Annotated in this window: 24 protein-coding genes and 1 tRNA gene; 13 read left to right on the top strand and 12 right to left on the bottom strand. The window is 72.9% G+C overall.

Going from position 1 to position 20,985, the window contains the following annotated elements; all coding sequences use genetic code 11:
- Positions 1-160 precede the first annotated feature (160 nt).
- Positions 161-721 carry a DinB family protein gene (locus ACZ6C1_RS04595; protein WP_469237612.1) on the bottom strand — a complete coding sequence of 187 codons (561 nt, stop codon included), beginning with the start codon at positions 719-721 and terminating at the stop codon, positions 161-163.
- 27 nt (positions 722-748) lie between these two features.
- Positions 749-1,186: a nuclear transport factor 2 family protein gene (locus ACZ6C1_RS04600; protein WP_469237614.1), complete on the bottom strand. Its 438-nt coding sequence runs from the start codon at positions 1,184-1,186 to the stop codon at positions 749-751.
- Between the two features lie 87 nt (positions 1,187-1,273).
- On the opposite strand from ACZ6C1_RS04600, the gene ACZ6C1_RS04605 reads away from it, so the two are divergent.
- From ACZ6C1_RS04605 to ACZ6C1_RS04615, 3 genes are all read left to right on the top strand, one after another.
- On the top strand, positions 1,274-1,846 hold the full coding sequence (locus tag ACZ6C1_RS04605; RefSeq protein ID WP_469237616.1) for a PadR family transcriptional regulator: 573 nt from the start codon (positions 1,274-1,276) through the stop codon (positions 1,844-1,846).
- Positions 1,833-2,621, top strand: coding sequence for an SGNH/GDSL hydrolase family protein (locus ACZ6C1_RS04610; protein WP_469237617.1), 789 nt, complete (start codon positions 1,833-1,835; stop codon positions 2,619-2,621). Before ACZ6C1_RS04605 ends, ACZ6C1_RS04610 begins: the two co-directional genes overlap by 14 nt.
- Positions 2,622-2,787: 166 nt before the next feature.
- Positions 2,788-3,408, top strand: a complete 621-nt coding sequence (locus ACZ6C1_RS04615; protein WP_469237619.1) for an L-threonylcarbamoyladenylate synthase — start codon at positions 2,788-2,790, stop codon at positions 3,406-3,408.
- A 24-nt stretch (positions 3,409-3,432) separates the two neighbouring features.
- On the opposite strand, the gene ACZ6C1_RS04620 is transcribed toward ACZ6C1_RS04615, so the two are convergent.
- The 3 genes from ACZ6C1_RS04620 to ACZ6C1_RS04630 form a co-directional block, all read right to left on the bottom strand.
- Complete coding sequence (locus ACZ6C1_RS04620) at positions 3,433-3,723, bottom strand: hypothetical protein (RefSeq protein WP_469237621.1); 291 nt, start codon at positions 3,721-3,723, stop codon at positions 3,433-3,435.
- Between the two features lie 194 nt (positions 3,724-3,917).
- A tRNA-OTHER gene (locus ACZ6C1_RS04625) sits at positions 3,918-4,035 on the bottom strand.
- 97 nt (positions 4,036-4,132) lie between these two features.
- Positions 4,133-6,229 (bottom strand): SpoIIE family protein phosphatase, encoded by a 2,097-nt coding sequence (locus ACZ6C1_RS04630; RefSeq protein ID WP_469237623.1) that lies wholly within the window; start codon positions 6,227-6,229, stop codon positions 4,133-4,135.
- A 254-nt stretch (positions 6,230-6,483) separates the two neighbouring features.
- Between ACZ6C1_RS04630 and ACZ6C1_RS04635 the strand changes: the two genes are divergently transcribed.
- From ACZ6C1_RS04635 to ACZ6C1_RS04670, 8 genes are all read left to right on the top strand, one after another.
- On the top strand, positions 6,484-7,356 hold the full coding sequence (locus tag ACZ6C1_RS04635; protein ID WP_469237625.1) for an MBL fold metallo-hydrolase: 873 nt from the start codon (positions 6,484-6,486) through the stop codon (positions 7,354-7,356).
- Between the two features lie 124 nt (positions 7,357-7,480).
- Complete coding sequence (locus ACZ6C1_RS04640; RefSeq protein WP_469237627.1) at positions 7,481-8,797, top strand: phytase; 1,317 nt, start codon at positions 7,481-7,483, stop codon at positions 8,795-8,797.
- Positions 8,798-9,125: 328 nt separating this feature from the next.
- The gene (locus ACZ6C1_RS04645) at positions 9,126-9,341 is read left to right on the top strand and encodes a hypothetical protein (protein WP_469237629.1); all 216 of its coding nucleotides are present in this window, start codon (positions 9,126-9,128) and stop codon (positions 9,339-9,341) included.
- A gap of 64 nt (positions 9,342-9,405) precedes the next feature.
- Positions 9,406-9,816 carry a fluoride efflux transporter FluC gene (locus ACZ6C1_RS04650; protein ID WP_469237631.1) on the top strand — a complete coding sequence of 137 codons (411 nt, stop codon included), beginning with the start codon at positions 9,406-9,408 and terminating at the stop codon, positions 9,814-9,816.
- A complete protein-coding gene (locus ACZ6C1_RS04655; protein WP_469237633.1) occupies positions 9,813-10,166 on the top strand; it encodes a DUF190 domain-containing protein in 354 nt (117 codons plus the stop codon). Before ACZ6C1_RS04650 ends, ACZ6C1_RS04655 begins: the two co-directional genes overlap by 4 nt.
- Entirely contained in the window at positions 10,163-10,537 is a 375-nt protein-coding gene (gene crcB / locus ACZ6C1_RS04660; RefSeq protein ID WP_469237635.1) for a fluoride efflux transporter CrcB, read from the top strand. Before ACZ6C1_RS04655 ends, crcB begins: the two co-directional genes overlap by 4 nt.
- Before the next feature lie 71 nt (positions 10,538-10,608).
- Positions 10,609-10,986: a hypothetical protein gene (locus tag ACZ6C1_RS04665; protein WP_469237637.1), complete on the top strand. Its 378-nt coding sequence runs from the start codon at positions 10,609-10,611 to the stop codon at positions 10,984-10,986.
- 164 nt (positions 10,987-11,150) lie between these two features.
- The gene (locus ACZ6C1_RS04670) at positions 11,151-12,350 is read left to right on the top strand and encodes a PP2C family protein-serine/threonine phosphatase (RefSeq protein ID WP_469238166.1); all 1,200 of its coding nucleotides are present in this window, start codon (positions 11,151-11,153) and stop codon (positions 12,348-12,350) included.
- Positions 12,351-12,451: 101 nt separating this feature from the next.
- Here the strand turns inward: ACZ6C1_RS04670 and ACZ6C1_RS04675 are convergent, their stop codons facing one another.
- Both ACZ6C1_RS04675 and ACZ6C1_RS04680 read right to left on the bottom strand, forming a co-directional pair.
- Positions 12,452-12,991 (bottom strand): hypothetical protein, encoded by a 540-nt coding sequence (locus ACZ6C1_RS04675; protein WP_469237639.1) that lies wholly within the window; start codon positions 12,989-12,991, stop codon positions 12,452-12,454.
- A gap of 202 nt (positions 12,992-13,193) precedes the next feature.
- Entirely contained in the window at positions 13,194-13,370 is a 177-nt protein-coding gene (locus ACZ6C1_RS04680) for an amidohydrolase family protein (RefSeq protein ID WP_469237641.1), read from the bottom strand.
- A 103-nt stretch (positions 13,371-13,473) separates the two neighbouring features.
- Here ACZ6C1_RS04680 and ACZ6C1_RS04685 point away from each other — a divergent pair, with 103 nt between their 5' ends.
- Complete coding sequence (locus ACZ6C1_RS04685; RefSeq protein ID WP_469237643.1) at positions 13,474-14,913, top strand: glutamate decarboxylase; 1,440 nt, start codon at positions 13,474-13,476, stop codon at positions 14,911-14,913.
- Between the two features lie 33 nt (positions 14,914-14,946).
- A complete protein-coding gene (locus ACZ6C1_RS04690; RefSeq protein ID WP_469237645.1) occupies positions 14,947-15,816 on the top strand; it encodes a class II glutamine amidotransferase in 870 nt (289 codons plus the stop codon).
- On the opposite strand, the gene ACZ6C1_RS04695 is transcribed toward ACZ6C1_RS04690, so the two are convergent.
- Genes ACZ6C1_RS04695 through ACZ6C1_RS04715 form a run of 5 tightly spaced genes read right to left on the bottom strand, consistent with a single transcriptional unit; the run spans position 15,813 to position 20,878 of the window.
- Positions 15,813-16,907 carry a peptidogalycan biosysnthesis protein gene (locus ACZ6C1_RS04695; RefSeq protein WP_469237647.1) on the bottom strand — a complete coding sequence of 365 codons (1,095 nt, stop codon included), beginning with the start codon at positions 16,905-16,907 and terminating at the stop codon, positions 15,813-15,815. The two genes, ACZ6C1_RS04690 and ACZ6C1_RS04695, sit on opposite strands and share 4 nt — an antisense overlap.
- The gene (locus ACZ6C1_RS04700; RefSeq protein ID WP_469237648.1) at positions 16,904-17,692 is read right to left on the bottom strand and encodes an MFS transporter; all 789 of its coding nucleotides are present in this window, start codon (positions 17,690-17,692) and stop codon (positions 16,904-16,906) included. The genes ACZ6C1_RS04695 and ACZ6C1_RS04700 overlap by 4 nt, the downstream gene beginning before the upstream one ends.
- Positions 17,693-17,751: 59 nt before the next feature.
- Positions 17,752-18,369 (bottom strand): MFS transporter, encoded by a 618-nt coding sequence (locus tag ACZ6C1_RS04705; RefSeq protein WP_469237650.1) that lies wholly within the window; start codon positions 18,367-18,369, stop codon positions 17,752-17,754.
- Positions 18,366-19,613: an ATP-grasp domain-containing protein gene (locus tag ACZ6C1_RS04710; protein WP_469237652.1), complete on the bottom strand. Its 1,248-nt coding sequence runs from the start codon at positions 19,611-19,613 to the stop codon at positions 18,366-18,368. The genes ACZ6C1_RS04705 and ACZ6C1_RS04710 overlap by 4 nt, the downstream gene beginning before the upstream one ends.
- A gap of 11 nt (positions 19,614-19,624) precedes the next feature.
- Positions 19,625-20,878 carry an ATP-grasp domain-containing protein gene (locus ACZ6C1_RS04715; RefSeq protein WP_469237654.1) on the bottom strand — a complete coding sequence of 418 codons (1,254 nt, stop codon included), beginning with the start codon at positions 20,876-20,878 and terminating at the stop codon, positions 19,625-19,627.
- Positions 20,879-20,985: the final 107 nt, after the last annotated feature.

Below are 20,985 nucleotides of genomic sequence, written 5' to 3' on the forward strand. Positions count from 1 at the left end.
ACCCCCCCCCCCCCCCCCCCCCCCCCCCCCCCCCCCCCCCCCCCCCCCCACCCCCCCTCCCCCCCCCCCCCCCCCCCCCCCCCCCCCCCCGCCTGCGTGGTGTGGGCGGGGCGGACCGGCGGCGGGGTCCAGGACGCCGTCGGCTCGCTGAAGTGCAGGACTACGCCTTTCGTGCGGCCTCCTCGGCGATGCGCTCCAGCCGTTTCCGGTGGCTCTCCCACCATGCCGGGTCGCCGGCAGGCATGTTGTCGCCGCCGTCGCGCAACCCGACGGCTCCGTCGACGAGTTCCCGGACGATGTCGGCATGCCCCGCGTGCCGATCGGTCTCGGCGATCATGTGAACGAGGATGCGGTGAAGCGTGATCCCGCTCCGGTCACCCCTCGGCAGGCGGCCGACCGCGTCGAGGTCCAACGACTCGATCGTCGCGTCCGAATGCGCGCACACCCGCCGGTACTGCTCGACGATGTCCTCACGCGTCTCATCGGCCGTCGCCCACAGATCCGCGTTGGGTTCCGCGTCGCCCGTGTTCCGGAGCGGTGGTGCGTCGACCGGCCGTCCGAAGGTGTCACCGAAGTACATCGCCTCGGCGCCTGTCACATGCTTGACCAGCCCCAACAGGTTGGTCCCGGTCGGAGTCACGGGCCGGCGGATGTCGCATTCCGACAGACCTTCGAGCTTCCACAGCAGGGCGTCACGAGCGAAGATGCCGGCCCGACGCACCCTCTCCCCGACGGTCCGTGGAACCGGTCAGCCCGCCGTCGGGACGAGGCCGTCGGCGACGAGGCCGGCGAGTACCGCCTCCCCGAGCGCGTGCACGGCGGACTGCGGACGGACCATCACGGTTAACTCCCTGATCCGGCCGGCCCCGTCGAAGTGGAGCAGGTCGATGCCGTGGATCCGTTTGCCGCCCACGGTGGCGCGGAAGGGCAGGATCGCCGCCGGAGCCTCCCGGCCGTCACCGCTGGTCTCGGCGGCACCCTCGAAATGCCCGATGTAGCGGAGGTCCTCGAAGGTCCGCAGCAGGACGCCGAAGAGTCCCAGCACCATGGGCCTGCCCTCGAAGGGGGTGAACTTCACCGGGCTGTAGAGGCGGATGTCCTCGGTGAACAGGTTCTCCAGTGCGGCGAGTTCCCGCTTCTCCACCGCGGCGCGGAAATCGTCGGCGGTCTTCTGCCAGGTCCCCATGACCCCTCCTCGTACTCAAGAATCTGACTAGTCACTTTTTTGAGTATGATGCAGGCTCGGGCACGGAAGGGGAAGGGGACCGCCACGATGGCCTTGCGGCATGCGGTGCTGGCCGCGCTGCTGGACGGCGAGTACAGCGGGTACCAGTTGGCGAAGGCGTTCGACATCGGCGTCGCCAACTTCTGGTACGCGCTGCCGCAGCAGCTGTACGCCGAGCTCACCAAGCTGGAGAAGGAAGGGCTCGTCGCGGGCCGGCAGGTGGTCCAGGAGTCCCGGCCCAACAAGCGCCTCTTCCGGGTCACCGAGGCCGGACGGGCGGAACTGGAGACGTTCGCCGAGGCCGCGTCGAAGCCCTCGTTCATCCGCGACGATCTGCTCGTCAAGGTGCAGGCGGCCGACCGTATCGGCACCGCTCCCGTGATCGAGCAGCTCGAGGAGCGGGCGGCCGCGGCCGAGGCCAAGATCGAGCTCCTGAGCACCTTGCTGCGGCAGATGCGCGGCGGCGCGGACGAGGAGGAGTTCCTGCTCCGGGGCGAGCGGATCGGACCGTACCTGACCTGTCTGCGCGGCCTGTCCTTCGAGCGGGAGCACCGCGACTGGTGCCTGCGGATCGCGGGAGTCCTGAGAGAGAGGCAGAGGACCGATCATGCCCGTCGGTGAGTACGCGCGTTACGTCGCCCTGGGCGACAGCATGACCGAAGGAATCGGCGACGGGGACGACACGACCGGCCTCCGGGGCTGGGCGGACCGGCTCGCCGAGCACCTCACTGCGGCACACCCCGGCCTCCGGTACGCCAATCTGGGCGTACGAGGGCGTCTCGCCGGTCAGGTCCGTGCCGAACAGCTCACGCCCGCCCTGGCCCTCCGACCCGACCTGGCCACGGTCGTCGCCGGGGTGAACGACCTGCTGCGGCCCCGGTTCGACGCCGAGGAGGTGGCCGGTCACCTGGAAGAGATGTTCGCCGCGCTCTCGGCCGCCGGGGCCCATGTGGTGACGCTGACCTTCCCCGACATCGGGCGGATCGCGCCGCTCGCCCGACCGCTCAGGTCCCGGGTGTCCGACCTCAACACCCGTATCCGCGCGGCCGCCGCCCGCCACGGCGTCACGGTCGCCGACACGGGCGCGGAGGCCGTCTCCGCCGACCCCCGGTTGTGGACCGCGGACCGTCTCCACGCCGGGCCCCTCGGCCACGAGCGGATCGCGGCGGCCGTCGCCCAGGCCCTCCGTCTGCCCGGCAGCGACGACGCCTGGGCCCGCCCGCTGCCACCGCACCCGGCCCCGACGGCGTGGCGTGCCGCGGGGGCCGAACTGCGCTGGGCGGCCGGATTCCTGGGCCCCTGGCTGGGACGCCGGCTCCGCGGCCGGTCCTCCGGCGACGGACGCACCGCGAAGCGGCCCGAGCTCCTGCCGATGGAGCACGTGTCCCGGCGGTGAGGGCCGGCCGCGTTCGGTCCACCTGCCGTCGGCGCAACGACCTCGCCCGTTCCCTGGCAATGGCGCCGCGTTCGCCGGGGTGCCGGGGGACGCGGAGTGGGCTCGGATGACGCGGCGGTGTCCGGGCCGCGTGGGCGCGGGTGGCCTGATCGCGTAGGCTCGGCGGATGGCGAAGTATTTCGACGTGCACCCCGAGAACCCCCAGCGGCGCACGATCAGCAGCGTGGCCGACATGATCCGCTCCGGCGCGCTCGTCGCGTACCCGACGGATTCCTGTTTCGCCCTGGGCTCCCAGCTCGGCAACCGTGACGGCATCGGCCGGATCAGGTCGATCCGGAACCTTGACGACCGTCACCATTTCACTCTGGTGTGCGAGAACTTCGCGCAGCTCGGCCAGTTCGTGCACATCGACAACGACGTCTTCCGCGCGATCAAGGCGGCGACACCCGGCAGCTACACCTTCATCCTCCCCGCGACGAAGGAGGTGCCCCGCCAACTGCTGCACCCCAAGAAGAAGACCGTCGGGGTCCGGATCCCGGACCATGTGGTCACCCAGGCACTGCTCGCCGAGCTCGGTGAGCCGCTGCTGTCCAGCACCCTCCTCCTGCCGGACGAGGAGGAGCCGCTGACGCAGGGCTGGGAGATCAAGGAGCGTCTGGACCACGTGGTGGACGCCGTGGTCGACTCGGGTGACTGCGGCACCGAACCGACCACGGTCATCGACTTCTCGGGCGGCGAGGCCGAGATCGTACGCCGAGGGGCGGGCGACACGGCCCGGTTCGAGTAGCCGCGCCCCTCACGGACCGGCGGCTCAGCTCACCGGGAGCAGCCCCAGCACCGGCGCCACCGGATCGATGAGCTGCCGCGCCTCACCGAGACGCTGGAGGCCGTCGAGCCCGTCGAACTGCTCGGTCACCGTGGGTACCTGGTCACGGTGCTCGGGGTCGACGGCGATCGACGCGAGGTCGTCGACCCGGTTGAGGAGCGACGGCCCCTGGGGGCCCGGCGCGGGCACGATGGCCGCCCCCGCGGTGGGGGCCGACAGCACGGAAGCGCCGGCGGCCAGGGCGAGGGCGGCGAGAATACGCTGAGACGTGGTCATAGCCAGACCAACGCCCCAATCAGCCATCAGTCACGGCCAATACCACCGGGTCCGGTCATATCGTCGGGACCGGGCGTGCTCGCACATCGAGCTCAGGGGCGGGTTTCCCGGAAAGGCGCGGTGGAGGCCGGGACCCGTCGAAGCGGCCGCGCCTGCCTCCCGGTCCGCGGACCCGCTCGGTGAAAGGGCAGTTGCGGAGCCGACGGGATTCGAACCCGCGGAAGGGTGCGGGCAGGTCCGCCGTAACCCCTCAGTCGCCGTGAGGGGGACCTCCCCCACGGCGATCGCAATGGACCGCTCTGCCACGGCTCCGCAACCTACGGGGCCGCGCGCGGTCCCGCTCGGGACAGCGTAGGGACGGGCGGCCTGACGGGGCGATCGGTTTTCCGGGAGGCCGACCGGACCGGGGTCAGTCGCGGACGCGGGCGACCAGGAGGGCGACGTCGTCGTGGTTGCCGCCGTGCCGCAGTTCGCGGAGGAGGCGGTCGCAGGTGTGCTCAAGGGACGGGTCGGGTGTGCGGAGGAGGTCCAGCAGTTGGTCCAGGCGGGTGTCGATGTCCTGGTCGCGGGTTTCGACCAGGCCGTCGGTGTAGAGCACCAGCCGGTCGCCCGGGGCCATGGCGGTGGTGACGTCGTGGAACGGGACGCCGCCGACTCCCAGGGGGGCGCCCGAGGGCAGATCGAGCAGTCGGGGGCCTTCACCGGCGCGGACGAGGACGGGTGGGGGGTGGCCCGCGGTACCCAGGCAACACTGGGCGCGGTGGGGGTCGTAGACCGCGTACACACAGGTGGCGAGGGACGGTTCCAGGTCGGCGATGATCTCGTCGAGGTGCCGGAGGACCTCGGCGGGTTCGAGGGCGAGCCGTGACAAGGTCTGGGTGGCGGTGCGCAGACGGCCCATGGTGGTGGCGGAGTTGATGCCGCTGCCCATCACGTCGCCCACCACGAGGGCGGTGCGTCCGTCGTCCATGGGGACGATGTCGAACCAGTCGCCCCCCACCTCGCTGCCCGCCCCGGCCGGCTGGTAGCGGGAGGCGACTTCCAGGCCCACGAGATGGCGGGGCGCCTTGGGGAGCAGGCTGCGCTGGAGGGTCAGCGCGGTCTCCCGCTGCCGGCGGAAGAGGCGGGCGTTGTCGATGCAGACCGCCGCCCGAGCGGCCAGCTCGCTCGCGAGCAGGGCGTCGTCCTCGGTGAAGGGGAGCGGGTTGCGGGCGCGTTTGAGGTCGAGGGCGCCCAGCACTTCGCCCCGGGCGATCAGCGGCACGGCCAGGTACGAGTGGACGCCTGCCTTGGCCAGGAGGTCCGCCGCGTGACGGTCCCGGGCGATGCAGGACAGGGAGTCGTCGTCGACCTCGGCCACCAGGACCGGCCGCGCGGTGCGCACGCAGCGGGTGACGAGCCGGTCGGCGCTGTAGTGGGCCGGTTCGCCCGGCCGGTCGGCGGCCTCGACCGCGACGGTCGGGTAGGCGGCGGCGACGGCCAGGGCCCGGATGACCGCCGGACCGTCCGCGGCCACGCGGCCGGGCCGCCCTTCCAGCACGGTGTCCAGGAGGTCGACCGCGGCGACGTCGGCGAGCTCGGGTACGGCGATGCCCGCCAGCTCGCGGGCGGTCTGCTCCAGGTCGAGGGTGGTGCCGATGCGTACCGAGGCGTCGGCGACCAGGGACAGGCGGTGGCGCGCCCGCTCGGCCTCCGTGGCCGCACGGTAGCGGTCGGTCACGTCGACCACCGACACGGCCAGCCCCAGCACCCGGCCCCCGACGTCCTCCAGCCGGTACAGCGACACCGACCAGGCGTGATCGGTGTCGGGGTCCGCGGCGGTACGGCCCACCATCTGCCGGTCGAGCACGGGTACGCCGGTGTCCAGGACGCCCCTCATCGCCTCGTCGACCGTCTCGGCGTCGACGAACGGGAGCACCTCCGCGACGCGTCGGCCCTTGTGCTCGTCGGCGCTCAGCCCGTCGATCCGCTCCAGGGCCGCGTTGACCCCCACGTACCGCAGATCGGGGCCGAGGACGGCGAGGCCGATCGGGGACTGGTCGACCAGACGTACCGACAGCGCCAGGTCCCGTTCGACCCTGCGCAGCGTCGCCTGGTCGGTGGCGAGGCCCAGGGCGTAGTAGTCGCCCCGGTCGTCCAGGAGCCGCATGTTGCGGAAGTCCAGCACGCGTGTCGTGCCGTCCTTGCGCCGTACGGGGAACTCCCCCGACCACGCGTCCCCACTGCTCATCACCTGTTCGAACAGGTGGATGACCCGTTCGAAGTTCTCCTCGGCGACCAGGAGGTGCGCGCCGTACTGGCCGAGCGCCTCCTCGGCCGTGTAGCCCAGCAGTTCCTCGGCCTGGGGGCTCCACAGCACGATGCGCCCGTCCGCGTCCAGCACCACGGCGGCCACTCCGAGGACGTCGAGCAGCCCTTCCGCGGACGACGGCTCGGCCACCGCCGCCTCCGCCCCCGGACCGCCCGCCGTGCCACGGTCGGCCGGGGTCCCCTCTGCGCCGCCCATGACCGCTCCTCTCCGTCCTGCCACCGTGCCTCCATACCGGCGCGCACGCACGCCGGTGGGCCGGAACGGCTGCTGAGCCGAGTACCACCGGCTCCCCCTGCCGAACGCCGCCGCCGCGATCGCGCGGCCGGAATGCGCGCGGGTGCGGGCGGGACCACCATGGAAGACGGGGAGCGAGTCACGGGCGGGGGCCCGCGCGCTTCCCGTCCGCGGCCGCGAGCCTTCTCCACCGCCGGGGGGATCGGAGCTCCACCATGACCATGCACAGAGCTGGGCGCGACATCACCGTCCTCGCGGACTCCCTCGAGGTGGCCGGCATCGGATTCCTGCCCATCAACGCCTTCGTCCTGCACGCGGAGGAACCGGTCGTCGTCGACACCGGTGTGAGCCTGCCCGACCGGAACTTCCTGGAGACGCTCGGCTCGGCGGTCGACCCCGCGGACGTGCGGTGGATATGGCTGACCCACCCCGACCGGGACCACACGGGCGGCTTGTTCGCGCTGCTGGAGGCGGCTCCGCAGGCGCGGATCGTCACCACGTACGTCGGCGCCGGGATCATGTCCACCGAGCGGCCGCTGCCGCTGGAGCGGGTGTTCCTGCTGAACCCGGGCCAGTCCCTGGACGTCGGTGACCGTACGCTCAGGGCGTTCCGGCCGCCGCTCTTCGACAATCCGGCGACGGTGGGCTTCTACGACGACAGGGCGCGTGCCTGCTTCAGTTCGGACTGCTTCGGGGCGCCCATGCCGAGCGTGGACCTGGCCGAGGGTGACGACGCGGGGGCGCTCGTTCCGGAGCAGTTGCGGGCCGCGCAGTTGCTGTGGGCCACCGTCGACAGCCCGTGGGTGCACACCGTGGATGTCGACAAGTACCTCGCCACCGTGCGGCCGCTGCGGGAGATGGACCCCGAGATCGTGCTGTCGACGCATCTGCCGCCGGCCACCGGCCTCGCGTCGCGGATGGTCGACTCGATCAGCGCCGCGCCCGGAGCCGACCCCTTCATGGGCCCGGACCAGGCGGAGCTGGAGCGGATGCTGGCGGGGTTCGAGCCCGGTGGACCGGCGCCCGGCCCGGTGGCCGTGCCGGAGGAGATGCCCGCCGAGGCGCCGGCGCCCGGGGCGCCCACCTGAGCGGCGGGCGGACCGCGACGCGACGAGTTCACGAGAGGCACACCGGGCGTAGGCCGGCCGGTCACCGCGCCATCGAAGGATCGGCACCGGTTTGCCATGCTCCCGACAGCAAGGGGTTCCTCTCGTGTTCAGGCACCGTCCCGTCCGGTCGGCCGCCCTCGTCCTGGGTACGGCTCTGGCGGCGCTCACCGCCACGCCTCCCGTCGCCGCGCACCCGGCACGCACCGCCACGTCGCTGCCTGGTGTCGCTCCCCGCGCGGAGACCGCCACGCTGTACGACGACGAGGCGGGCGGCAACGCCAACGCCGACGACCCGGCGATCTGGCGCAACGCCGCCCACCCGGACCGCAGCCTGGTCATCGCCACCGCGAAGGAGGGCGGCCTGCGCGTGTACGACCTCGACGCCCGCCGGGTGCAGTCGGTGTCCGCTCCCCCGGCCGCCGGGCCGGACGACGCCCCGGGCCGCTTCAACAACGTCGACCTGGTCCACGGTGTGCGCCTGTCGTCCGGCCGCGCGGACGTCGCCGTCACGACCGACCGCGGCCACGACCGGCTGCGGATCCACCGCATCGCCCCCGGCCGCGCCGGCGGCCCGCTCGTCGACGTCACCGACCCCGCCGCCCCGCCGGTGTTCTCGGCGAACCAGGCCGAGATCAACGAGCAGCACACCGCCTACGGGCTCGCCACCTGGACCGATGCCGCGTCCGGCCGTTCGTACGCGCTGGTCAGCCGCCGCAACCGCACCACCGTCGCCCTGCTGGAACTCCTGCCCACCCCGCACGGCACGGTGACCTACCGGAAGATCCGCAGCCTGGACCTGCCGTCCTCCTTCCGGCTGCCCGACGGCACCTCCTGGACGCCGTGCGGCGAGCCCGGCGAGCTGCCCCAGGTCGAGGGAATGGTGGTCGACCCGGCCAACGGCATGCTGTACGCCGGGCAGGAGGACGTCGGCATCTGGCTCATGCGCGCGGACCTGACGGGCGCCGCGCCGAAGCTCCTCGACCGCGTCCGCGAGTACGGCGTACCGGCGGTGTACGACGAGGAGAGCGAGGAGTGCGCCGCCGGCGCCGACCCGGGGTTCGGCGGCACCCGCCTGGCGGCGGACGTCGAGGGCCTGACCCTGCTCACCGAGTCCGACGGCGACGGCTACCTGCTGGCCTCCAGCCAGGGCGACGACACCTTCGCCCTGTACGACCGTGAGCTGGAGGACGCGGGCGAGTACGAGGGTGGGTTCCGTGTCACCGCCACGGCCGACGGCGCGGTCGACGGGTCGGAGGAGTGCGACGGTGCCGCCGTCCTCAACGCCCCGCTCGGCACGAGGTATCCGCACGGGCTGCTGGTCGTGCAGGACGGCCACGACACTCCGGTGGACGGGGAGCGCGAGGCCACGAACTTCGCGTTCGTCGACCTCGGCGAGGTCATGGAGCGCGTCGACGACTGACGCGGCTCACTCCGTCCGGGTGGCGTGACTGCCCCGGACAGCGCAGGCCCCGGTGGCGGAGCGGTTGAGCGCCCGCCCCGGGGTCACTGCTGCGTGTGGGCGGGCATCCGCACCCGGTTCGCCGACACCGCCGGCAACGCCGCCGGTCGGCGGCTGTCGGCGTGGGCCCTGGAGCGGTACTTCCGGCCGGTGCGCCGGTGACCACCGGCCCGGTCGCCCCGGCAAACGGGTGAATGCGGCATACGTCCGTCGGCGCGGGACCGTTACGCAGACCGAACTCCCGGTCGCTTCGACGACCTTCGACGCCTTCGACGATAAGGACGAGCCCATGATCAAGAAGGTTCTGGCCACCGCCGGCGTCGCCGCGGCCGTTCTCGGTGCCTCCGCGCCCGTGGCCTCCGCGGTGGACGACCGCCAGGTGCACACGCAGAACGGCAACTTCTCGACGCAGTCGTACGGCAACACCGGCAGCCCCGAGCCGCAGGGCGCCGGGCGTGCCCTGACCGACACCGACCTGCGGCCCCTGGACGGCCTGCGGCGGTAGCCGGGCGTTACGCTGACGGCCGCGGCCGGCACGGGGCGGCCCCAGCCGGTGGAGACGGACGTTCATGACAGCGTGGCGCGGTCAGGCGCCGGTGGTGGCGGTCGTGGCACTCGGCGGCGCGATGGGCGCCTCCGCACGCTACGGCGCGTCGCTGCTGTGGCCCACCCCCATGGGCGGCTTTCCGTGGACGACGCTGGGTGTCAACACCGTCGGCTGCGCGCTGATCGGTGTGTTCATGGTGGTGATCAGCGACGTGTGGGCCGCCCACCGGCTGGTTCGGCCCTTCTTCGGTACGGGCGTGCTCGGCGGGTTCACCACGTTCTCCACGTACGCGGTGGACGTCCAGCAGCTCGTGGAAGGCGCACGGGCCCGGGCCGGGCTGGTGTATCTCGGGCTGACGCCGGCGCTGGCGCTGGCGGCGGTGGGGACGGCGGCGTGGCTGACGCGCCGCGTGATCGCGTGGAGGCGGGTATGACCGGACCGGTGGTGGGCGAACGGGCGCTGCGGGCGACCATCTTCGTGAGCGAGAACGACGTATGGCGTCACCGGCCCGTGTACAGCGAGATCGTCCATCGGGCCCATGAGGCGGGGCTGGCCGGGGCTTCGGTCTTCCGCGGCTTCGAGGGTTTCGGGGCGTCGTCCCTGGTGCACACCGCACGGTTGCTCTCACTGAGCGAGGACCTGCCCGTCGCGGTCGTGATCGTGGATGCCGAGGAACGCGTCCGGGCGTTCCTGCCGCGACTGGACGGGCTGCTCGGGGACGGGCTGGTGGTCCTCGACGCCTGTGAGGTCGTCCGGTTCGCCGACGGGGAGCGGGCGACGTGAACTGGGTGTGGGTGGTCACGGGCGCGGCGGTCGGGGCGCCGCTGCGGTACCTGACCGACCGGGCCGTGCAGGCGAGGCACGACTCGGTCTTCCCGTGGGGCACGTTCACGGTCAACGTGCTGGGCTGCCTGGTGCTGGGGGTGGTGACGGGCGCGGTCACGGCGGGGGCGGCTCCGTCGGGGCTGCGGTTGCTGCTGGGTACGGGGCTGTGCGGGGCGCTCACCACCTATTCGACGTTCTCCTACGAAACGCTGCGCCTGGTGGAGGGCGGGGCCGTGTTCTACGCGGCCCTGAACGTGGTCGGCAGTGTGGTCGCCGGTCTGGGCGCGGTCCTCGCGGGCGTATCGCTGGCGGCGGCGCTCTGGGCGTGAGGCGGCGGCGCGGGGGCCGCGGTACGTACGCTGGGGTTACGGTCGGCTCGTACTGACCCGGGAGGCACGTCATGGCCCTCGGTCACCGTTTTCATGTCGATCAGGACGGACACTCCGTCACCGTCCAGTTCGTGGGCGGCACCGGCGCGTTCGAGGTCCTGGTGGACGGCAAGGTCGTCGCGTACGGGCCGGGCCGGCACAAGGGCGGCACGGTGACGGCGGAACTGCCCGGCGATCCGCCGCGGCCGGTCGCCGTCACGGTCAGCCATCCCCGCGAGATGGGCGGTGTCCCCTTCTGCGTGCTGGAGACCGGCGGCATGCGCTATCTGATGCCGCAGGTCCCGCTGGGCGGTGCCGCCGGGGAACCGGCGCGGGGCGGGCCGTACCGGCCGGTGCGGCGACTGCGGCGGCTGGTGCGCCGCTCCTGGCGGCGGTTGTCACGGCGGTGACGGGGTGACGGGGGCGGGCAGGCACCCGGACGCGGTCCGGCGCCGCTCCCGTCACACTGGATGTACCAGCTCCTGGCATGGAGGTGCTGCCGTTGACCGAGGGCAGTGACTCCGCGGACCTGACGCGTGGCCGCGCCGCCCCTGTCGTGGCCCGGCTCGGGGCGATGGAGCAGGCCGTCGAGTCCATCGGGACCAGCCTGGACGAGCAGACCACCTGCGCGGAACTGGCCGCGTTCGTCCGCGGGCGACTGTGCGACGCCGCCGCGGTGGACCTGCTGCCGGAGGACGCCCCGGTCTCGGGCCCCGTCCCGGCGGCGGGGCTGGTCCGTGCGGCGACCGCCGGCCGTGCGGAGCTGCTGGCGCCCGGGGTCGTGCCGACGGGGACCGGCCGTCCCTTGGCGGTCCGCGCTCTGGACGAGGGGCATCCGATCACGGCCGCCCGCGGCAGGCCGGCCGACGGCCCGCTCAGCGCGGTGTCCGTACCGCTGCTGGCGCTGGGCCGTGTGTACGGCGTGCTGCTCGCCGTCCGCGCGGGTCCGGCGTTCACGGACGACGAGACGGCCGCCGTGCACTACGCGGCCCGGCTGGCCGCCGTACACCTCGGGCACGCCCGCCGGCACACGGCGACACACAGTACGGCGCTGAACCTCCAGCGGGCGCTGCTGGCCGAGCCGGGGCGGCCCCACCCGAACCTCGACCTCGCGACCCGCTACCTGCCGGCGGGCGACGGGACCCTGGTGGGAGGCGACTGGTTCGAAACGGTGCGGCTGCACTACGGGCGGACGCTGCTCGTCATGGGCGACGTCATGGGGCACGGCCTGGACGCGGCCGTCGACATGAACGCCTACCGGTCGATGCTGCGTTACGTCGCCTCCACGGACCTGCCACCGCACCGGGTGCTGCGGCAGCTCGACGCGGCCATCACCGAGGACGCCGGCCGCCGGCCCGCCACCTGCCTGCTCGTCCGGGTCGATCCGGCGCGTGGCAAGGCGGCGTTCGCCAGTGCCGGGCACCTGCCGCCCGCCGTGTTCACCGTGGACGGCACGGGGGAACTGGTGCACGTGCCGGTCGGTCCGCCGCTGGGGACGGGTGTGGGGGGTTATGAGCTGGGCGCCCGCGATCTCGACGCGACGGAGACGCTGGTGCTGTTCACCGACGGCCTGGTGGAGCGGCGCGGCGAGGACATCGACGTGTCGCTGGCGCGGCTGGCCGGGTTGCGCCTGCCGCCCGGGGCCGGGACGCAGGAGCTGCTCGATCAGGTGCTCGCCCGGCTGGAGGCGCACGACGCGGAGGATGACGTGGCGGTGCTGGCCGCACGGATCCGCCACCGCCCCGGGCGGCACCTGGCGGGCCCGGCGGTGTGAGAGGCCCGCTCCGCGCGGGGCGTACTTCCGGTTCCAGCGGCATGCAGCGTGCGGGCGTGACTCCGCGCGGGCGTGACTCCGCACCAGGGGGTGCTTCCGTTCTAGGGCATGCTCCCCCGGGCGGCGATCTTCGACAGCAGTTGTTTGTCCAGGAGGAGCAGGGCGGTCAGGGCGTGCCGGGACGCCGCTGCCAGGAGGTCGAGGTCGACCGCGTGGCCGTGGTGGCGGGAGGTGCCGCGAAGGGACTCCTCGAGTTCGGTGAGCGGCCGGTCGAATCCGCCGCACATCACGGCGGCCGTCCGCAGCGCCTGGACCAAGTCCTCGTCGAGGTCCTGTCCGCCGCTGGTCTCCAGGAGGGCGGGTATGAGGTGGCTGATGTGGAGCAGGCTGTGCAGCCTGCGCACGAGCTGGGGCCAGTGGTCGTCAGGGGTGTCGGGCGCGCTCCAGGCGGCCCGTGCCGCCTGGATGTCCTGGTGCAGTTCCCGCGCGATGCGAATTTCGGCCCGGCGCGGCTGCTGGGCCTTCAGGGCCCAGGAGATGCCGGCGTCCGCGGCGGCGTCGTAGGCGGCCAGCCGGAGTCGCACGAACCGGTCGGGCGGTGTGCATGCGTCGATGCCCTTGGTCAACTCGAAGTCGTCCATGGGCGGACCGTACCGGCACGCCCGGGGGTGGCGCACCGGTCCGGGCGAAACCCGTTACGTGCGGTGGCGCATACCGGCCGCTCCCGTCGCGTTGGGTGTCCGGCCAGGTACGGAGCAGAGCGTTCACCGCCTTGTTTCGCGCCAACGTTCACTGTTCGTGTATACGTTCACACGGTTCCCCGGAGGGGCCGGTGCGGTGGCCTCAGTCCGCCGTGTGGACGACCTCCCCGCCGACCACGACGGTCCCGGCGACGGTGCCGGGGATGTCCTGCGGCTCGGCGGTGAGGATGTCACGGGAGAGGACGACGAAGTCGGCAAGCTTGCCCGTGGTCAGGGAACCCGGTTCGCGGTCGAGGAAGTTGGCGTACGCGGAGCCCATTGGGCCATTTCGGGGGAATGGGGCGCGGTGTGCGGGCCGGGTGCCGAAGGGCGGGAAAGGCGCATGGAGGCACGGGCCGATCCGTGTGGAAGGACGCCGAGCGATGCCCCTGAACCGAGCGAGCCGTTCCCGGCACGACGTGCGGCGCAGCCGTGACCTCCAGCTCAACCCGCTCTTCAGCCGCGAGCCCGTCACCGTTCCGCGCCATGCCCTGCCCGACGAGCCGATGGATCCGGACACCGCCTACCAGCTCGTGCACGACGAGCTGATGCTGGACGGCAACGCCCGGCTGAACCTCGCGACGTTCGTGAGCACCTGGGCGGAGCCGCAGGCCCAGCGCCTGATGGCCGAGTGCGCCGACAAGAACATGATCGACAAGGACGAATACCCGCAGACCGCCGAGCTGGAGACGCGGTGCGTGCAGATGCTGGCGCGCCTCTGGCACGCCGAGGACCCCCATCAGGTGATCGGGTGCTCCACGACCGGGTCGAGCGAGGCGTCGATGCTGGCCGGGCTGGCGCTCAAGCGGCGCTGGCAGCACCGCCGCAGGGCCGCGGGCAAGTCCGTGGACCGGCCCAACGTGGTGATGGGCATCAACGTACAGATCTGCTGGGAGAAGTTCGCCGACTACTTCGAGGTGGAGCCCCGCTGCGTCCCCATGGAGGGCGACCGGTACCACCTGACGCCGGAGACCGCGGTCGAGCTGTGCGACGAGAACACCATCGGGGTCGTCGCCGTCCTCGGCTCGACGTTCGACGGCAGTTACGAGCCCGTCGCGGACATCGCGGCCGCCCTGGACGACCTGGAGGCGCGCACGGGCCTGGACGTGCCGGTCCACGTGGACGGTGCGTCCGGCGCGATGATCGCGCCGTTCGTCGATCCCGGTCTGGAGTGGGACTTCCGGGTACGGCGGGTGGCGTCGATCAACACGTCCGGGCACAAGTATGGGCTGGTCATGCCCGGAGTGGGCTGGGCGTTGTGGCGGGACACCGCCGCGCTCCCGGACGACCTCGTCTTCCACGTCAACTACCTGGGCGGTGACATGCCGACCTTCGCGCTGAACTTCTCCCGGCCCGGCGCCCAGGTGGTCGCGCAGTACTACACCTTCCTGCGGCTGGGGTTCGACGGGTACCGCCGGGTGCAGCAGACGTGCCGGGACGTGGCGATGCGGCTGGCGCGTCGCATCGCCGAGCTGGGCCCGTTCGAGCTCGTCACGGACGGCGGCCAGGCGCCGGTGTTCGCCTTCCGGATCCGGGAGGGCATCGGGGCGTACAGCGTGTACGACGTGTCCGCGGCGCTGCGGGAGCGCGGCTGGCTGGTGCCCGCCTACACCTTTCCGAGGAACCGCGACGATCTCGCGGTGCTGCGCGTGGTCGTGCGCAACGGCTTCGGCCACGACCTGGCGGACCTGCTCCTGGACGACCTGCGCCGGGTGCTGGCGCGGCTGGAGCGCCAGCCCGGCCCGCAGCGCGACGCCGACGACGCCGGTGGGTTCACCCACGGTACCGAGACCAAGGACAACGGGCGGCCCGGCCGGCACTGAGCACGTTCACCGACCGGCGGAGAGGAACCCCCGATGTGCCGACTGTTCGGGCTGAGCAGCGCCCCACGGCGTACGCGTGCCACGTTCTGGCTGCTGGACGCTCCCGACAGCCTGAGGGACCAGAGCCGGCGCGACCCCGACGGGACGGGCCTCGGCCACTTCGACGACGACGGCACGCCCCGGATCGACAAGGCGCCCATCGCCGCGTACCGGGACCGTGCCTTCGCCGAGGAGGCGCGGCAGGTGCGCTCCGCCACGTTCGTCGCCCATGTGCGCTACGCGTCCACGGGTGGCCTGGAGGCCCGTAACACCCATCCGTTCCTCCAGGAGGGACGGCTCTTCGCCCACAACGGGGTGATCGAGGAGCCGGAAGCGCTCGACGCCGAACTGGCCGAGGACCGGGCGCTGGTGAGGGGGGACACCGATTCGGAGCGTTTCTTCGCGCTGATCACCCGGCGAGTCCGGGCCCATGGCGGCGACGTCGCGGCGGGGATCGGGGACGCCGCCCGCTGGGTCGCCGCCCGCCTGCCCCTCTACGCGCTCAACCTGGTCCTCGTCACCCACGACGAGCTGTGGGCGCTGCGCTATCCCGACACCCACCGCCTGTACGTCCTGCACCGGCCGGCCGGCGGCCACCACGGCGACCGGCACCTCGACCACACCGGCGCCGGGGGCCGGTTGCGCGTCCACTCCACCGACCTGGCCGACGCCCCGGCGGTCGTCGTCGCCAGCGAGCGCATGGACGACAACCCGCACTGGCGCCTCATGGAGCCGGGCGAGCTGCTCCACGTGGGCCCGGACCTCGCCGTCAGCAGCCGTATCGCGGTACCGGACCGCCCGGCACGCCTGCTGGACCTGGCGGATCTGCGCCCGGAGGCCGTGGCGTCCCAGACGGTGGCCTAGGGACGGGTGTCCGCGGCCGGTGGACCGCCTTGTCCGCCCGGGCGCTCCGGCGGGCCGTCGTGGACGGAGTCCTTGTCGCCGATGTGCTCCGGCGGGCCGTCATGCAGGGCGTACAGGCCGGTGATGCGGGCGCCGCGGAGGCGTTTGGCCCGAATGGCCTTCATACCGGCGTGCACCGCGGTGGTGCCGTGGCGGTAGGCGTCCGCGATGGGCAGGTAGTAGGCCAGGGCGAAGTAGGCGAACGGCACGGCTCGGGCCGGGTCGGTGCCGACGGCGCGCAGCCAGGTCGTGGCGCCGTAGTGGTAGTAGAGGCAGAAGGCGGTCATGCGGGGGCCGTCGTAGGCGGCGACGACGCGCGCCTGCTCGCCCATGGCGTCGGCCTGCTGTGTGAGCAGGCGCGTCATGGCCGCGGTGTCGTCGGCATGGCCGTGGGCGGTCTGGAGGGCCGCGAGGAGGCGGCCGGCGTCCTGGTGGCAGCCGGCGAGCGTGTGATGGCGGACGTCGAGTCCGGCGGCGTGGAAGGCCGCCTGTTCGTGGCGGATGGCGACACGGCGCTTCGAGGGCAGAGAGGCGAGGTAGTCGTCGAAACCGGTGCCGGGCAGAGGGATGGTGGCGTCGTCGTCGAGCCGGTGCGGGGCCGCCCGGTAGAGGGCGGCGAGCTGCCGGGTGGCGGTCTCGGTCAGGTAGGGCCACCAGTGGGTGGTGCCGTGCCGGGCGGCGAGGGTGCGGGCGGCGTCGCGCAGCAGGCCGAGGCAGGCGGTGCGCTGTTCGTCGGAGAGACCGGGGTCGGTCAGCGGGGAGTTGTGATAGCCCCGGCGGGCGCCCGCGACCACCCTCGGCCACCCGGCACCGGGCGGCAGACGGGACGGCTCGTAGTACGTGTTGGGTTCGGTGTGGACGACGTAGAGAGGCGCCGCGGCGACGAGGGCGCCGGTGGCATCGCGTACCAGCACGTAGGAGGCGCTCGCGGTGGGGTCCGCCTCCTCTCCGGCGAGCCAGCGGTGGGACAGGTACACGCCCGCGTGCCGGGCGAGCCGGTCCCATTCCGCCGCCGGAACGGTGGCGATGCTGGTGGTGATCTCGGCTTTCAACGTGGTGTCCTTCCGCGCGGCCGGCCGCGGTCCCTGCGGGACGGTTCGAGGGCCGGGACCGCGATCAGCGCCAGGAGGCAGGCGGCACCCTGGGCGGCCCAGGGCAGCAGGGCGCCGGCGTCGAGCAGGGTGGTGAACAGGACGGGGGCGGTGATGTTCCCCGCCGCCCAGGAGAGCTGGTAGAGGCTTTGCCGGCTGCCGCGTGCGGCGCTGGGCGTAAGGGTGACGGAGAGTTCGTTCATGGCCGGCGAGTAGAAGATCTCGGCCAGGCTGAACAGGACGATGGCCACGAGCAGCGCGGGCCACGCCGTGCCGGTGAGTGCGGGCAGTGCCGGGGCGGCGAAGGCCAGCATGGCGGCCACGAGCAGGGCATAGCCGAGGGTGATGGCGTGCCGGGCCTTCGCGGGTGCGGCGTGGGCCGTGAGGGGGCTGGTGAGGGCGGAGACCATCACGGTGTTCAGGACGAGCAGGACGCTCGCCGTCCAGGCGGGCAGTCCCAGGGCTCGAGTGGTGTAGAGGGCGATGAGGACGGACAGCATGGACTGGGCCAGCACGAACGGGACGTTGCAGGCGACCAGGAGCAGGTAGCGGCGGGTGCTGTCGCCGTCGGCCCCGGCAGGTGGTCGGGGGTGGGAAGGTGTCTCTTCGGGGATGGTGGAGGACGTCGAGGAGGTGGGGGCTTTCGGGGTGGTGAGGAGCTTCGAGGCGGTGGGGGGCTTCGAGGCGGTGGGGGCTTTCGAAGTGGTGGGGGGCTTCGAGGCCGGTGGCGGTGGGCTGGTGGGCACACCGGCGAAGCATGCGGCGGCGACCAGGTACAGGGGCGCGGCGGCCGCGATGAGCCAGGTCAGGGCCCGGAGCCGAACAGGGCGAGCGCGGTGGCCGCCAGCGCCGCCCCGGCGCCGATGCCGATGTTGCGCAGACTGCTGGTCAGGGCGAACCAGGCGCGGGTCTCGGCGGCGGGGACGGTGTGCGTGATCAGTGTGCGCTGCGCCGTGTAGTACGCGTTGACGCCGGACTGGACGAGGAAGTAGGCGCAGGCCACTTGCCAGGGCCGGTGGGCGGCGAGGAAGGAGAGGAACCCGGCGGCGCCGACGAGGTTCGCGAAGACGGTGAGGCGCCGGGGGCCACGCCGGTCCATGAAGCGGCCGGCCAGGAAGACGACGGGGAGCGCGGCGAGCTGGCCCAGGGTGACGGCGACGCCCACGACGGCCGGCGGAAGGCCTTCGGCGGTGGTGAAGTAGAGCAGTCCCAGGGGCAGGAGCATGCCGTTGCCGAGGGAGTCGATGAGGTTGCCGGAGATGAACAGTCCGTGGCCGCCCGTGGCCGGGAGGCCGAGTGCGCGGCGCACCCGGCCGGGGCGGACGCTGCCGGTTCGGGTGCGAGTGCCGGTGCCGGTGGTTGCGTCGCCGGTGCCGGTGGCGTCGCCGTTGCCGGTCCCTGCGCCGCTGCCTGTGGCGGTCACGGGGCGAGCAGGGCGCGGACCTTGTCCAGCACCTCCGGCCGGGGGAAGCCGCTCGTGGTGTGTACCGCCTCCAGGGCCTTGACGGCCTGCTCCTCCTCGCCCTCGGCGACGGTGAGGACGACGATGTCGCCGTGACTGGCGTCGTCGATGACCAGCTCGTGCGCGGTGACGAGGTCCAGGCGTTCCGTCAGTTCGGCACGCCCGTGCGGGGACAGCCGTTCCGGGGAGAGGAACTCGATGGCCCACCGCGTGCGGCGGGCCGTCCCGGCGGTGTACCGGCCGCGGGCCATGTCCGCCAGCGACCGGAAGGTGTTGGTGCCGGAGGCCGCACAGGACAGTGTGGTGGCCCCGCCGATGCGGGGATTGATCTCCAGCACCACGTACCGGGAGCCGGTGTAGATCATGTCGACGTTGACCGACCCGTACACACCGAGCTCCTCGCACAGAGCCGCCAGCTTCGTCGCGACGGGCGCGAAGGCCGCGTCTGCCTCCGGCCGGGGTCCGCACCAGCGCAGGTCGGCGAAGGTGAACACCGGCTCGGTGCCTGCGGTTCCGGTCCAGCACAGCGGTAGCACCTGGTAGCCGCCGGGCCGGCCGACGATGTCGACCGAGCACAGGTCGCCGGTGACGCACTCCTCGATGACCGCCGACACCTCGGGCGGGTCGGCCAGGTAGGCGTCCAGCGCCGCCGGATCGGGGAGGGCGCGGATGCCCATGCTGGTGGAGTCCCAGATGGGCTTGGACAGCAGGGGGTAGCCGATCTCCTCGGCGGAGACCCGCAGGGCGTCGGCGTACGCCGACACCGGCAGGCCCCGGCCCGCGAGGAGGTCGGAATCGGCCCGGACTCCCCGCGGGGTGTCCAGGCCGGCACGGTCCAGCAGTTGTTTGGTCTCCCACTTGTCGGACAGGGCCCGGGTGGCGGCGAGCGGTGTCATGACGGTCGGTATGCCGATGCCGTCGAGGAGTTGCTTCACGACGGCGTCCCGCAGCGCGTTCTCGCAGGGCAGCGAGAGGGAGACGGCGGCGTCCGCTCCCCAGTCGGCCACCAGCCGGGCGAGCTCCGCCGGGGTGACGGCGGGGTCCACTCGCTGGCGTTCGCCGGGGAAGTCGTCGTCGTCCGCCTCGCCATGGGTGTGGAACAGGCGTGTCTCCACACCGCCGCGTGCCAGCTCCCGTACGCACTGCTGGATGTACGGATCGGCGCGCCGGATGTCGACGGACCGCAGGAACGCCAGTTTCCGCATGCTCTGCACAGTCAGTTCACTCTCACTTGTGTGCCGGCCAACACCCTGTCGGCCAGTCGGCGGGCGTCTTCGACGGTGTGCGCACGGGCCACGACGTGGCCGATGCGCCCTGAGCTGTCCGCCGGTTCCGGGACGGGTTCGCCCGGCTGGATGTGGATCTCGCTGTGCGTACCGGGGAGGCCGGGGACGGCCACCCGCTCCAGTACCCCGCCACGTTCGGGGAGCAGGAAGCGGATGGCGGCGGCCGCGTCACGCGTCGGCGTGGTGTCGGGCAGGCGCCCCGTCACGGCGTGCAGGTGGGCGACCGCCTCGTTGACGCCGGTCGCGGCCTCGACGATCTCGCAGATGTTGTCACCGGGCGGACGTGCGCCGGTCTCGATCACGACCGGGCCCCCGCCACCGGGCGGGATCTTCACCTCGGTGTGGGCGATGCCGTTCCGTACGCCCACGGCAAGGGCGGCGCGGGCGGCGGTGTGCTGCACGGCGAGGGCGCTCTCCCGGGACAGACCGGCCGGGCAGGTGTGCCCGGTCTCCACCCGGTACCGCCCGGTCGTGGTGTCCTTGCGGACCACGGGCAGGGGGTAGGGCACGCCGTCGCAGACGACCGTATCGGCCGAGAACTCCTCGCCCGGCACATAGCTCTGCAGCAGCACGCGGGTGTCCAGCGGCAGGCCGTGCGGGGTGGCCGTGGCGTGCTGCTGTGCCGCGGCCACCGCCCGGTCGAGCTGGTCGGGGCCGTGCACCACGCTGACCCCCCAGGATCCGCCCTGCTCGGCCGGCTTGACCACCAGCGGCCAGCCCAGCCCGGCGGAGGCGGCGACCCGGTGGGCGTGCCGGGCATCGGTGACCGCCGCTCCGCACGGGGCCGGTACTCCGGCCGCACGGAAGGCCTCGGCCATCACGATCTTGTTGCGGGCCGCCATGGCGAGGCCGGGGTCGTTGCCGGGAAGCCCCAGGCGTGCGGCCAGCAGGGCGGTGAGCGGCGTCAGCAGCTCCCAGCAGGCCGCGACACCGGTGATCCGGTGTTCGCGGCAGAACGCCTCCATGTCGGTCAGCGCCCGGCCGGTGTCCGTCAGGTCGGTGAAGCACACACCGGCGAGCGCCTCCCTGAGCCACGGTGGGTAGCGGTCGTGGACGGTCTTGTGCGTGGCCGCGTAGAGGCGCAGATCCAGGCGCGCGGCCGCCTCGACGAGGAAGTACCCGGCGTTCCCCATCGGTTCGATCACCATCACGCCGGTCGTGCCCGGCTCTTGGCTGATGTTCACCAGGTCAGTGGACCCGTCAGGGCGCGGCGCCGTCCATCGGCCTCTTCTCTGAAAAGAACTGCCCGTCAGCGCACGCGAGTTGGACAAAGCTACCGGTGAACCCGCTT

The organism is Streptomyces sp. NPDC041796, assembly GCF_055590785.1.

Coding starts and splice junctions, on each gene's coding strand:
- ACZ6C1_RS04600 (WP_469237614.1), bottom strand. CDS start 1,186: ATGGGGACCTGGCAGAAGACCGCCGACGATTTCCGCGCCGCGGTGGAG.
- ACZ6C1_RS04605 (WP_469237616.1), top strand. CDS start 1,274: ATGGCCTTGCGGCATGCGGTGCTGGCCGCGCTGCTGGACGGCGAGTAC.
- ACZ6C1_RS04610 (WP_469237617.1), top strand. CDS start 1,833: ATGCCCGTCGGTGAGTACGCGCGTTACGTCGCCCTGGGCGACAGCATG.
- ACZ6C1_RS04615 (WP_469237619.1), top strand. CDS start 2,788: ATGGCGAAGTATTTCGACGTGCACCCCGAGAACCCCCAGCGGCGCACG.
- ACZ6C1_RS04620 (WP_469237621.1), bottom strand. CDS start 3,723: ATGACCACGTCTCAGCGTATTCTCGCCGCCCTCGCCCTGGCCGCCGGC.
- ACZ6C1_RS04630 (WP_469237623.1), bottom strand. CDS start 6,229: ATGGGCGGCGCAGAGGGGACCCCGGCCGACCGTGGCACGGCGGGCGGT.
- ACZ6C1_RS04635 (WP_469237625.1), top strand. CDS start 6,484: ATGACCATGCACAGAGCTGGGCGCGACATCACCGTCCTCGCGGACTCC.
- ACZ6C1_RS04645 (WP_469237629.1), top strand. CDS start 9,126: ATGATCAAGAAGGTTCTGGCCACCGCCGGCGTCGCCGCGGCCGTTCTC.
- ACZ6C1_RS04650 (WP_469237631.1), top strand. CDS start 9,406: ATGACAGCGTGGCGCGGTCAGGCGCCGGTGGTGGCGGTCGTGGCACTC.
- ACZ6C1_RS04655 (WP_469237633.1), top strand. CDS start 9,813: ATGACCGGACCGGTGGTGGGCGAACGGGCGCTGCGGGCGACCATCTTC.
- ACZ6C1_RS04665 (WP_469237637.1), top strand. CDS start 10,609: ATGGCCCTCGGTCACCGTTTTCATGTCGATCAGGACGGACACTCCGTC.
- ACZ6C1_RS04670 (WP_469238166.1), top strand. CDS start 11,151: ATGGAGCAGGCCGTCGAGTCCATCGGGACCAGCCTGGACGAGCAGACC.
- ACZ6C1_RS04675 (WP_469237639.1), bottom strand. CDS start 12,991: ATGGACGACTTCGAGTTGACCAAGGGCATCGACGCATGCACACCGCCC.
- ACZ6C1_RS04680 (WP_469237641.1), bottom strand. CDS start 13,370: ATGGGCTCCGCGTACGCCAACTTCCTCGACCGCGAACCGGGTTCCCTG.
- ACZ6C1_RS04685 (WP_469237643.1), top strand. CDS start 13,474: ATGCCCCTGAACCGAGCGAGCCGTTCCCGGCACGACGTGCGGCGCAGC.
- ACZ6C1_RS04690 (WP_469237645.1), top strand. CDS start 14,947: ATGTGCCGACTGTTCGGGCTGAGCAGCGCCCCACGGCGTACGCGTGCC.
- ACZ6C1_RS04710 (WP_469237652.1), bottom strand. CDS start 19,613: ATGCGGAAACTGGCGTTCCTGCGGTCCGTCGACATCCGGCGCGCCGAT.